An 11,978-nucleotide genomic window follows, 5' to 3' on the forward strand; every position below is an offset into this window, starting at 1 on the left:
ATTTTAATGAGGCGCAAAGTCGCCCGGGCATATTGTCCGACAATAAAAATCGTGGACGCCACGCCAGGGTCTGTGTCAGTTTTTCCCCGCCTTGAATAGGGCGAGTGATAGGACGATCTCGCTAACAGGTCGCCGTGGTCTATCGGAAATTTTCAGCGTTTAACAAGGATGTAAATGATGTCAAAAGCCAAAGAAAATGCCGGTTTTTCGGCAGCTCCGGGCAGCGATGCCTACCAACTGATCACTGCCTTCAGCCATGCCTATGACCGTGGCGGCGCGGAGCTGGTGAATGGCAAGCCGTCGTACACCGCGGACCAGGCCGCCGAGCAGATCCTGCGCAAGGGCCTGTCCTGGCACGACCAGAATGGCGACGGCAAGGTCGAGCTCAGCTACAGCTTCCTCACCAGCAAGCCGGCCAACTACAACCCGAACCTGGGTAGCTTCAGCGAGTTCAGCGCCTTGCAGAAAGCCCAGGCGTTCCTGGCCCTGCAATCCTGGTCGGACGTGGCCAATGTGCGCTTCAATGAAGCCGCGAGCGGCGGTGACGGGCACCTGAGTTTCGGCAACTACAGCGTCAGCACCGGTGGCGCGGCTTTCGCCTACCTGCCTTCGGGCGGCAGCTATGACGGCCAGTCCTGGTACCTGATCAACGATCAGTACCGGGTCAACGAAACCCCGGGCAACGGCAACTATGGCCGCCAGACCCTGACCCACGAAATCGGCCACAGCCTGGGCCTGTCCCATCCGGGCACCTACAACGCCGGCAACGGCAACCCGACCTACAACGATGCCACCTACGCCCAGGACACGCGCGGCTACAGCCTGATGAGCTACTGGAGCGAGAGCAACACCGGGCAGGACTTCAGCAAGGACGGTGGTGGCGCCTACGCCTCGGCGCCGCTGATGGACGATATCGTCGCGGTGCAGAAACTCTACGGCGCCAACCACGAGACCCGCGCCGACGACACCGTGTACGGCTTCAACTCCAACACCGGGCGCGACTTCTACAGCGCCAGCTCATCTGCCTCCAAGCTGGTGTTCTCGGTGTGGGACGGCGGCGGCAACGACACCCTGGACTTCTCCGGCTTCACCCAGAACCAGAAGATCAACCTCAACGAGGGCTCGTTCTCCGACGTCGGTGGCCTGGTGGGCAACGTGTCCGTGGCCCACGGCGTGACCCTGGAAAACGCCATCGGCGGCTCGGGCAACGACCTGCTGATCGGCAACGCCGCGGCCAACATCCTCGAAGGCGGTGCCGGCAACGACATCCTCTACGGTGGCGGCGGTCGCGACACGCTATGGGGCGGGGCGGGAGCGGACACCTTCGTGTTCGGCGCGGCATCCGATTCGACCTTCGACGAGCCCGACTGGATCATGGATTTCACCAGCGGCCAGGACAAGATCGACCTCAGCGGCCTGGCGCCGTTCGCCTCGGGGCAGGCGAGCCTGAACTTCGTCAGCGGCTTTACCGGCCATGCCGGCGACGCGATCCTGACCTACTACGCCGAGACCGACCAGACCAGCCTGCTGGTCGACCTCACCGGCCTGGGCGCGGTGGACTTCGCCGTGGGCACCGTTGGCCAGGCGGCGACCACCGATATCGTGGCCTGATCGACAGCAACGAAAGCGGCGCGCCATGGCGCGCCGTTTTTTTTGCCAGGTCCCCTTGGCTGACGCTGAGGGCCCCAAGGCCTGCAACCCTGCTTGGGGCGCTACCGTCAGCCGGGCTTTTCAGTTCTTGTCGATATCGACGTTGCGGGTCTCGCGCAGGCAGATCAGGCCGACGAGCAGGCTGACCCCGGTGATCACCACCGGGTACCACAGGCCGTAGAAGATATCGCCGGTGTACACCACCAGGGCGAAGGACACGGTGGGCAGGAAGCCGCCGAACCAGCCGTTGCCGATGTGGTAGGGCAGGGACATGGAGGTGTAGCGGATGCGGGTCGGGAACAGCTCGACCATCAGCGCCGCCAGCGGGCCGTAGCACATGGCGGCGATCAGGATCAGCGCGACGATCAGCACCACCACCATGGTTTTGTTGACGTTCTGGGTGTCGGCCTGTTGCGGGTAGCCGGCCAGGGTCACGGCACCGCGCAGGGCCGCTTCGTCGAAACCGTCGATCTGCACGTCGCCGACGCTGACCTGCACCGGGCTGCCGGCGGGCGCGGCGACGCTGGTGTAGGGCAGGCCCTGCTTGACCAGGAAGGTCTTGACCTTGTCGCACGGGCTGTCGAAACGCGCCTTGCCCACCGGGTCGAACTGGAAGGTGCAGGTGGCGGGGTCGGCCAGCACGCTGATCGGCGCCTGGCGGCTGGCCTGGTCGATGGCCGGGTTGGCGTAGTGGGCCAGGGACTTGAAGATCGGGAAGTACAGTGCGGTGGCCAGCAGCAGGCCGACCATCAGCACCGGCTTGCGGCCGATCTTGTCCGACAGCCAGCCGAAGAAGATGAAGAACGGCGCGCCGATCACCACGCTGATGATCAGCAGCATATTGGCCAGGGCCGGGTCCATCTTGAGGAACTGGGTGAGGAAGAACAGCACGTAGAACTGCGCGGCGTAGAAGGTCACCGCCTGCCCGGCGTTGATGCTGAACAGGGCGATCAGCACCACCTTGAGGTTTTCCCATTTGCCGAAGGACTCGCGGATCGGCGCCTTGCTGGCGCGGCCTTCTTCTTTCATCTTCAGGAAGGCCGGCGACTCATGCAGGCTCAGGCGGATCCAGGTGGAAATGCCCAGCAGCACGATCGACAGCAGGAACGGCAGGCGCCAGCCCCAGACTTCGAACTGATCGCCGGTGAAGTAGCGGCAGCCCAGCACCACCAGCAGCGACAGCAGCAGGCCGAGGGTCGCGGTGGACTGGATCCAGCTGGTGTGGAAACCGCGCTTGCCCTGGGGCGCGTGCTCGGCGACGTAGGTCGCGGCGCCGCCGTATTCACCGCCCAGGGCCAGGCCCTGGAGCATGCGCAGGGCGACCAGGATGATCGGCGCGGCGATGCCGATGCTCGAGTAGGTCGGCAGCAGGCCCACGGCGAAGGTCGCCAGGCCCATGAGAATGATGGTGGCGAGGAAGGTGTACTTGCGCCCGATCATGTCCCCCAGGCGACCGAACACCAGCGCGCCGAACGGCCGCACCACGAAGCCGGCGGCGAACGCCATCAGGGCGAAGATAAAGGCGGTGGTGTCGTTGACCCCGGCGAAGAACTGCTTGCTGATGACTGCCGCGAGGGCGCCGTAGAGGAAAAAGTCGTACCACTCGAACACCGTCCCCAGGGACGAGGCGAAGATGACTTTCTGGCTTTCCTGGCTGGTGGGCGCGGCGACTGCCGCGTCCATCGATTGAGCATGTTCCGACATATCGATATCCCTCACAGTGATTGTTTTTGTTGTTCCACTGTCGGCGCCAGCGTGGCGTCGCTATCTGCATCTTGTCGCTGTCTTCTGCACCGTGCCTTGTGTCGTAGGAGCGAAGCTTGCTCGCGATGGCGGCCTATAGAGCGCTGCAAGGCTCAAGGGCCTCTCGCGAGCAAGAACTGGGCGTCCCCCTTGCTCCTACCCAATTCAGGCCGCGGTAACGCTTGGTTTTTCGGCGGCAGGGCTCCTGGTCGAGGTGGCGAGAATCAGCTCGGCGGCCTTCTCGGCGATCATCAGCGTCGGTGAACAGGTATTGCCGGAGGTGATGTACGGCATGATCGAGGCATCGGCGATGCGCAGGCCGGGGATGCCATGTACCCGCAGCTCGGCATCGACCACCGCCTCCGGACCCTGGCCCATGCGGCAGGTGCCCACCGGATGGAAGATGGTGGTGCCGATGCGCGCGGCGGCTTCGTGCAGTTGTTCTTCGCTGCGCAACTCGGCCCCCGGCAGGTATTCGGTCGGCTTGAAGGCTTGCAGGGCCGGCGCGGCGACGATGCGCCGGGTCAGGCGAATGGCGTCGGCGGCGACCCGCAGGTCCTCCGGGTGGCTCAGGTAGTTGGGCTGGATCAGCGGCGCCGCCTGCGGGTCGGCGGAGCGGATTTGCACCCGGCCACGGCTTTGCGGGCGCAGGTCGCAGACCGACGCGGTAAAGGCCGGGAACGCATGCAGCGGTTCGCCGAAACGTTCCAGCGACAGCGGCTGGACGTGATATTCGAGGTTGGCCGAAGTCTGTTCCGGCCCGGAGCGGGCAAACGCCCCCAGTTGGCTCGGCGCCATGGACAGCGGGCCGCTGCGGTCGTACAGGTAGCGCAGGCCCATGCCCAGCTTGCCCCACAGACTGCCGGCGATCTGGTTCAGGGTGCGGGCGTTTTCCAGTTTGTAGATCAGCCGCAGTTGCAGGTGGTCCTGCAGGTTGCCGCCGACCCCCGGCAGTTCGTGGGCGACGCCTATGCCCAAGCGTTGCAGCAGGGCGGCGGGGCCGATTCCCGAACGCTGCAGGATGCTCGGCGAGCCGATGGAACCGGCGCTGAGGATGATTTCGCGACGCGCCTTGAAGGTCTGCGGCTGGCCCTGGTAACGGGCGCTGAGCGCCGCCGCGCGGCCGTTTTCCAGGAGCACCCGATCGACCTCGACCCCGGTCAGCACCGTGAGATTGGGTCGCTGGCGGATCGGTTTGAGGAAGGCCTTGGCGGCATTCCAGCGCACCCCGGCTTTCTGGTTGACCTGGAAGTAGCCGCAGCCTTCGTTGTCGCCGCCGTTGAAGTCGTCGACGCTGGCGATGCCGCTCTGTTCGGCGGCGTTGCGGAAGGCATCGAGGATCGGCCACGACAGGCGTTGGCGCTCGACCCGCCATTCGCCGGCGGCGCCGTGGAATTGCGAGTCGCCGGCAAAGTGGTTTTCGCTTTTGCGAAACAGCGGCAGCACGTCCTGCCAGTTCCAGCCGGGGTTGCCGTCGGCGGCCCAGCGCTGATAGTCGCCGGCCTGGCCGCGCATGTAGATCATGCCGTTGATCGACGAGCAGCCGCCCAGCACCTTGCCGCGCGGGTAGCTCAGGCTGCGGCCTTGCAGGCCGGGTTCGGCTTCGGTCTTGAAGCACCAGTCGGTGCGCGGGTTGCCGATGCAGAACAGGTAGCCGACGGGGATATGGATCCAGGGGTAGTTGTCGCGACCACCGGCTTCCAGCAGCAGGACACGGTGGGCCGGGTTGGCGGACAGCCGATTGGCCAGCAGGCAACCGGCGGGACCGGCGCCGACCACTATGTAGTCGTAGGGATCAAAGGCAGGCAGCATCCATGACCTCGTTTTATCGTTCTTGTTGCGGCTCATCCTAGTTGTTAGCTTTCGTTAAAAGAATGTTAGTTTTTGCTCAGCCGCTGTGCGTTTTTAAACAGCGGCTTCCCCCCGGCATCTGCAAGGAAGAGTCATGTTCGACTGGAACGACCTGCGGTTTTTTCTCGAGCTGCAACGCAGCGGCCGCCTGCTGACCGCGGCCCAGCGGCTGAAGACCACCCATGCCACGGTGGCCCGGCATATCGAGGCGATCGAGAAAAGCCTGGGCACTGCGCTGTTCGTCCAGCATGCCCAGGGCTATGAGCTGACGCCGGCCGGGGAGGCCTTGCTCAAGCACGCCGAAGCCATGGAGAACGTGGCCTTGCTGGCCCAGGAGGAAATCACCCAGTCCACGGCGCCCCTGGGCAAGATCCGCGTGGGCGTCACCGAGGGCCTGGGCATCATGTTTCTCGCCAGCCGCATGCGTGGCCTGTTCGAGCGTTATCCAGGGCTGGAGGTGGAGCTGGTGGCGGTGCCGCGTTTTGTCAGCATCCTCAACCGCGAGGCGGAAATCAGCATCCACCTGGAGCGGCCCAACGCCGACATGCTGGTGACCCGCAAGCTCACCGACTACCGCCTGGCCCTGTACGCCAGCCAGGATTACCTGGACCGCGCACCGCCCTTGCGCAGCCGCGAGGACCTGGGGCGGCATGCCTGGATCGGCTATGTCGACGACCTGCTGTTCAGCCAGGAGCTGATCTTCCTCACCAGCTTCTGCCGCAACCCCCAGGTGGTGTTCCACAGCACCAGCGTGATCGCCCAGCAACAGGCCGCGCGCTCCGGCCTCGGCATCGCCGTGCTGCCGTGCTACATGGCCGCCGGCGATCCGCAACTGGTGCCCTTGCTGCCCAGCGAGAGCATCCAGCGCGCCTACTGGATCAGCACCCGCCGCGAGCTGCACAAATCCGTGCGTTTGCGCGTGGTGTGGGACTACGTGGTCGAGCTGTGCGCGGCCGAGCAGGGCTTGCTGCTCGCCGAGCCGAACTCCCTGGCCTGATTCAGGTTTTTTTCGCTGTGCCCTTGAGCTGGACCAGTTGCCGCGTTTGCTCGGCGCACGCCTTGGCCTGGCTGACCATGGCGTCGAATGGCGCGCTGACGATTTCGTCATGGCTCAGCCAGCGCTTTTTCTGGCTCAGGCGGTAGTGATAGCGGTACTCGCCCTTGACCCGTTCGCTGCTCAGGTCCATGTCGAACCAGGGCGAGCGCACGTTGCAGGCCTTGATGTCCTTGTCCAGCCGGGCACCGGAGAGGGTGAAGGTGTAGCGCAGGGTGTTGGCGTCGCCGATGTACAGGTCCGCCAACTGGCCGTTGCGGCGATAGTTGACCAGGAAGTCCCAGTCGCCCTCCAGGGCCGGAGCCTTGTAGAAGTAGTTGCCGGAGATGTTTTCCAGGGGCTTGAGGTCGGTCAGGGAGGCCTTGATCCGGTAGGTCGCAGGCGCGACGAAGGCAGTCGGCTCGCGGCTGATCTGGCAGTCGCGCAGTTCCCGGGTGAAACGCTCGCACAGGCCCTGGTCGTTGCTGGCGATACCGTTCTGGTTGTCGGAGACCATCAGCCGCATCAGCTCCATATGGCTGAACTCGATACGCGCGTTGACCCGGGCCTGGCCGTTGCTGTCGAAGTGCTCCTGCTTGTCCAGCACGAGGCTGGTGTCCGGGGTTTCCAGGGGGATGTAGTCCTCGCGCACCTGGCCCTTGGCGTCGCTGACAAAGGCCCAGCGCTCCTGGATGTCGGGCATGCTGCGGCCCGGGTCGAACACCGGGTTGGTCGGGTCCAGCCACCACACTTTGCCATCGACCTCGGCCCGCACGATGGCGTGGTTCGGCGCATGGGTGCCGGGGATCAACAGCGGCGCGACGACGTTCTCGCGGCTGACCCAGGCCGTCTCGGCCTTGATCCCGCTGGCCTTGAGCATGGCGGCCAGGAGCACCGCCAGGTCCTTGCAGTCGCCATAGCCGCGCTGCTCGATCTGCTTCAGCTCGAAGGGCAGGTAACCGCGCTCGGTGGCGCGCCAGTCGCCCAGGTAGCGGTAGTTGTCGTTGATGTGCTGCATCAGCCCGGCCACTTTCCGGGCTGGCGGCAGGTTGCGCAGGCCGGCCACGGCCTTGGCGCTGGCTGGCGGCAGGGGCGCGGCGAGGATCTGCTGGTAGCGCTGGGCCAGGGGGCCGAAATAGTCCTGCACCTCGGTGCTGCTGCCCAGCTCGACCCGCGGCACCCGCTGGATAAAGCCGATCGAGGGTTCATTGATGTAGTTGAGGAAGACCGGCGCCTTCTGCTCGATGGTCAGTTTTTTGCGGTCGCTGCTGGCGGTAAAACGGTAGTCGTCCATCTGCTCGCTGCGCCAGACGATCGGGCGCGTGGCGCGGTAGGTGATCTTGAAGCTGTCCTGGCGCACCGGCTTGGGGCCGAACTGCAGCACCGAGTGGAACTGCCCCAGCAGCGGTTTGGCCGCGTAGTGCTGCTGCACGGTGTAGCTGAGCCGGGTGCCGACCCGCAGGTTGGGGAAGGCCAGGGACGTCTGCTTCTCGCGCAGGAAACCCTGTTCCGGATTCGGCGCGGTGCGCGTATCGATCTGCGCCGGCGCCAGCGCCACGGGCTTGCCGCCCGGCTGGGTGAATTCGGCCTTGCGCAGTTCGAAGCCGTCGGTTTCGGCATAGCTGAAGTCGATGCGCGAAAGCATGTCCCGGCCCGCCGGGGTGAGGATGCTGTAGTGCTGGGTGGTGGTGCAGTCGCTGCTGTGGTCGGCGTTGAACTGGCATTCCATTTCGGAGTCGGCGGCCAGGGCGGCTTCCGATTGCGGTTGATAGGCAGCAAAGGCTTGCCAGGAGAGCAGTCCGAGACCGGCGCAGATCAGGGGACGGTAAAGCGGAAAACGGTACATGAGCGCCTCGGGTGAATCATTGAAATCAGCCACGTCGCACCGGTCGAATCACCTGTGCCAGGGGCATGGCTGGCGGGGGAGGCGCCAAATGATAATTTATCGCAATACGGATTTACACCATTGTCTGACAATTAGTCTTGGCTGAAATGCCCGAGATAGAGCGGTTTCTTTGGAGAGGTCGGGATTGTTGGACGGCTGGGAAGGGTGTCCGCAGTGCTGGGATTTTTCCTCGAAATACCGTTTTTGCCCCCGCAGATATGGCGCAAAGCCATATCTGCGGGCTGAACAGTTCCAGGCGGCTTTCCGTTGTTTCTGCAAGAAGTGGCTTGGCTGATTTTGCGAAACAATTTGTTACGAGATCGGCGCCCACTGGCTCAGCCGTCGAGCAGGTCGGTGCCGTAGGAATTGTCGATCACACAGCGCCAGCCATCCGCCGGCTCATGGCGAAAAACATAAGTGGCGCGCCGTTCGAGGGTGCTGGCGATGCCGTCCCGATCCAGGGTGTCGAGCAGGGTATGCATGATCACCAGTGCAGTGCCGGCGCCTTCGATGACCTGCATCTCGCCCTGCCGGACCACCATGCTGTGGTTGAAGTGCTCGGCGATGGCCACGAAGGCCCGGCGGATCTGTTCCTTGCCCCGGGCTTCCAGGCCCGGCTTGACCACCAGCGTGGCGTCCTCGGCGTAGAAATCCATCAGGCTGTCGAAGTCTTCGGCGGTGATGGCGCGGTCGGCGGCTTCGATCAGGGTTTTCAGCGGATGGGCCGGCATGTTCGCTCCTTGCGGTTTCAGTTGTGGATATCGAACGCCGTGCTGCCCAGGCGTTCGCCGTTGACCAGGATATGCAGCGCATGGCGCCCGGGATAGTGACGGCGGGTGCTCAGTTCGCGGATGTGCTGGGCGCGGCCAAGTTGCTCCCGGGCCTTGGCCGGCAGGGTGAAGGCCTTGAGCTTGAACACCTTGGCGCGGGTGCCGCCCGAGGCCTTGACGTAGTCGATGGCGTAATCCACCACCAGGCGCTGGCTGGCGTCGGCAGTGGACTCCAGGGCAAAGGACAGGTTGATCCGTTCGCCCAGGCGTATCACCGCCGGCTCGACCCGCAGGCCATGCAACTTCACCTGCGGCGCATGCCCGGCGCCGACAATCGCCAGCGCCCGCCGATGGCCCTGCTTGATCAGGCTGCGCAGGGCGTGGCGGGCGATCCAGGCGGTGTGCGGGTGGTCCAGCGGCCAGCCTTCGAGCAACCCCAGCAGCCAGTCGGGATGATCCTTGCTGATGTCGTTGAGGTGGTTGGCCACCGACTTGCGCACGTACAGGCTGGGGTCGGCCTTGAGGCATTCGAGGATAGGCACAGCCAGGGTCGGGTCGGCCTGGATCCGCGCCAGGCGGAACGACCAGGGCAGGCGCGGGCGGCTGCCTTCGCTGGCCAGGCGGCGCACATGCTCGTTGTCGTCCCGGGCCCAGCCCTGCAGCACCGCCAGGGTGCGCGACAGGTCGCTGGCGAGGAACGGGCGGATGGCGAATTCCGAGGAGCCGAAGGCGGTGAAATACTTGAGCGCCGCCATCGAGCGCTCGAAGGCATGGCCGCCGTAACTGGCCACATAGTGCGGCAGGAACATGCAGACGAAGCGGCTGTCCAGGCGCGGCGCGAGATCGTACAGCCGTGCGAGGTTGGCGTCGTAGTCCGCCGGCAGCACCGCGTGCAGGCTCTCGCTGACCCGCGCCAGGCGCTGCATCACCGACAACTCGGCGAGGCCCTTGTTCGCGTGGGCGAGAAAGCCGCGGTGGTCGAACGCCGGGTACACCGCGAGCATTTCTTCAGCGATGTGTTCCAGGCGTTCGGCGTTGAAGATTTCCTTGAGGGCAGGGGTGTTGCTGGTGGCGGTCATCGGCGTATCCATTCGGGACGGGGCGCCGGGCACTGTAGCGCAGCGAGCTGACAGATTGTGTCAGGAGCGCCCCGGCAAGCCCCGCTTCTGTAGGAGCGAGGCTTGCCCGCGAAAGGCCGCAGCGCGCGGCCCGAGGTTCAGCGCGGCGCCGGCAACACGCCTTCGGCCTGCTCGTCCTCGGCGTCCGCCTCGAACAGCCGCGCCAGCTCGGCCCGGGCTTCCTGGGCCGATTGCAGGATCTTCGCGTGGTCGTCGTAGATCGCGTGCTGGGCTTCGAGCACCTGTTCGTCGTGGGCGGTGAAGCGCTTGATCCGCGAGTCGGCCTGGGCGTGGGTCAGGCCCAGGCCGATCAGCGCCTTGCGGCTCATTTCCAGGCTGGAGTAGTAGGTTTCCCGCACCGCTTCGGCCCCCAGGTCCACCAGCTTGTGCACGTGCTGGCGGTTACGGGCGCGGGCGATGATCTTGATGTGCGGGTAGAGCTTGCGCACCACCGCCGCGGTGTTGATGTTGGTCTGCGGGTCGTCGGTGGCGATCACGAAGTACTCCGCCTCGCCGACCTTGGCCGCCTTGAGGATTTCCGCTCGCATCGGGTCGCCGTAGAACACTGGCATGCCACCGAAGCTGCGGGTCAGCTCGATGGTGTCGACCGAGGTGTCGAGGGCCACGAAGGGGATGTTCTGCGCCCGCAGGATCCGCGCGACGATCTGGCCCATCCGGCCCATGCCGGCGATCACCACCCGTGGCGCGTCGGTTTCGATCTCACGGTATTCGGCGGGCATCTCCACGGGCTTGGCCTTGGGCTGCAAGAAGCACGCGCAGGCCAGGAGCAGCAGCGGGGTCACGGCCATGGACAGGGTGATGGTCAGCACCAGCAGGTCATACAGGCGCGCCTCGAACAGGCCCTGGTCGCGGCCGATCTTGAACACCACGAAGGCGAATTCGCCGCCGGCCGCCAGCACCACGCCCAGGCGCACCGCGCTCAAGCGCCCCAGGCCACCGGCCAGGCGCCCGACCACGAACAACAGCGGCAGCTTGATGGCGATCAGCAGCAGGGTCAGGCCCAGCACCGCGATCGGCGCGCTGAACAGCAGGCCGATATTGGCGCCCATGCCGACGCTGATGAAAAACAGCCCCAGCAGCAGGCCCTTGAAGGGTTCGATCTGCGCTTCCAGTTCGTGGCGATATTCCGAGTCCGCCAGCAGCAGGCCGGCGAGAAAGGCGCCGAGGGCCATGGACACGCCAACCATGTCCATCAGCCAGGCGGTGCCGATCACCACCAGCAAGGCAGTGGCGGTGGACACTTCCGGCAGGCCGGTGCGCGCCACCACCCGGAACACCGGGCGCAACAGGTAGCGCCCGCCGATCACCACCACGGCGATGCTGCCCAGCACTTGCAGGCCATGGCGCAGGTCTTCGGCGCTGCTGGTGTTGTGGTCGGCCCCGGCCAATACCGGGACCATGGCGATCAACGGAATCGCCGCGATGTCCTGGAACAGCAGGATGGCGAACGCCAGGCGCCCGTGGGGGCTGGTCAGCTCCTTGCGTTCGGCCAGGCTTTGCAGGCCGAAGGCGGTGGACGACAACGCCAGGCCCAGGCCCAGCACGATCGCGCTGTTGAGCGGCTGGCCAAACAGGAACAGGGCGACGCAGCCGATCACCACCCCGGTCAGCAGCACCTGGGCCAAACCGACGCCGAACACCGCTTTGCGCATCACCCACAAGCGCCGGGGCGACAGCTCCAGGCCGATGATGAACAGCAGCAACACCACCCCCAGCTCCGACACATGGCTGATGCTCTGTGGGTTGCCCACCAGCCCCAGCACCGCCGGGCCGATGATCACCCCGGCCAGCAGATAACCGAGCACGGCCCCCAGTTGCAGGCGCTTGGCCAGGGGAACGGTCAGCACCGCCGCGAACAGAAACACGACAGCGGCTTGCAACAGGTTGCCTTCATGGGGCATGGGCTT

Annotated in this window: 8 protein-coding genes; 2 read left to right on the forward strand and 6 right to left on the reverse strand. The window is 65.3% G+C overall.

What is annotated here, in order from left to right:
* Window positions 1-177: 177 nt before the first annotated feature.
* On the forward strand, window positions 178-1,611 hold the full coding sequence (locus C4K27_RS12280; protein WP_053260648.1) for a serralysin family metalloprotease: 1,434 nt from the start codon (window positions 178-180) through the stop codon (window positions 1,609-1,611).
* A gap of 120 nt (window positions 1,612-1,731) precedes the next feature.
* Here the strand turns inward: C4K27_RS12280 and C4K27_RS12285 are convergent, their stop codons facing one another.
* Both C4K27_RS12285 and C4K27_RS12290 read right to left on the reverse strand, forming a co-directional pair.
* Window positions 1,732-3,354: an MFS transporter gene (locus C4K27_RS12285; protein WP_053260649.1), complete on the reverse strand. Its 1,623-nt coding sequence runs from the start codon at window positions 3,352-3,354 to the stop codon at window positions 1,732-1,734.
* Window positions 3,355-3,558: 204 nt separating this feature from the next.
* Window positions 3,559-5,205 carry a GMC family oxidoreductase gene (locus tag C4K27_RS12290; protein WP_053260650.1) on the reverse strand — a complete coding sequence of 549 codons (1,647 nt, stop codon included), beginning with the start codon at window positions 5,203-5,205 and terminating at the stop codon, window positions 3,559-3,561.
* 133 nt (window positions 5,206-5,338) lie between these two features.
* Between C4K27_RS12290 and C4K27_RS12295 the strand changes: the two genes are divergently transcribed.
* The gene (locus C4K27_RS12295; RefSeq protein ID WP_053260651.1) at window positions 5,339-6,241 is read left to right on the forward strand and encodes a LysR family transcriptional regulator; all 903 of its coding nucleotides are present in this window, start codon (window positions 5,339-5,341) and stop codon (window positions 6,239-6,241) included.
* 1 nt (window position 6,242) lies between these two features.
* Here C4K27_RS12295 and C4K27_RS12300 read toward each other — a convergent pair whose 3' ends face one another.
* From C4K27_RS12300 to C4K27_RS12315, 4 genes are all read right to left on the reverse strand, one after another.
* The gene (locus C4K27_RS12300) at window positions 6,243-8,123 is read right to left on the reverse strand and encodes a DUF3857 domain-containing transglutaminase family protein (protein ID WP_053260652.1); all 1,881 of its coding nucleotides are present in this window, start codon (window positions 8,121-8,123) and stop codon (window positions 6,243-6,245) included.
* Between the two features lie 374 nt (window positions 8,124-8,497).
* The gene (locus C4K27_RS12305) at window positions 8,498-8,893 is read right to left on the reverse strand and encodes a YybH family protein (RefSeq protein ID WP_053260653.1); all 396 of its coding nucleotides are present in this window, start codon (window positions 8,891-8,893) and stop codon (window positions 8,498-8,500) included.
* 17 nt (window positions 8,894-8,910) lie between these two features.
* On the reverse strand, window positions 8,911-10,011 hold the full coding sequence (locus C4K27_RS12310; RefSeq protein WP_053260654.1) for a DNA alkylation repair protein: 1,101 nt from the start codon (window positions 10,009-10,011) through the stop codon (window positions 8,911-8,913).
* 137 nt (window positions 10,012-10,148) lie between these two features.
* A complete protein-coding gene (locus tag C4K27_RS12315) occupies window positions 10,149-11,972 on the reverse strand; it encodes a monovalent cation:proton antiporter-2 (CPA2) family protein (RefSeq protein WP_053260655.1) in 1,824 nt (607 codons plus the stop codon).
* Between the last annotated feature and the right edge of the window lie 6 nt (window positions 11,973-11,978).

Source organism: Pseudomonas chlororaphis subsp. chlororaphis, assembly GCF_003945765.1.
In the GTDB taxonomy this organism is placed as follows: domain Bacteria; phylum Pseudomonadota; class Gammaproteobacteria; order Pseudomonadales; family Pseudomonadaceae; genus Aquipseudomonas; species Aquipseudomonas chlororaphis.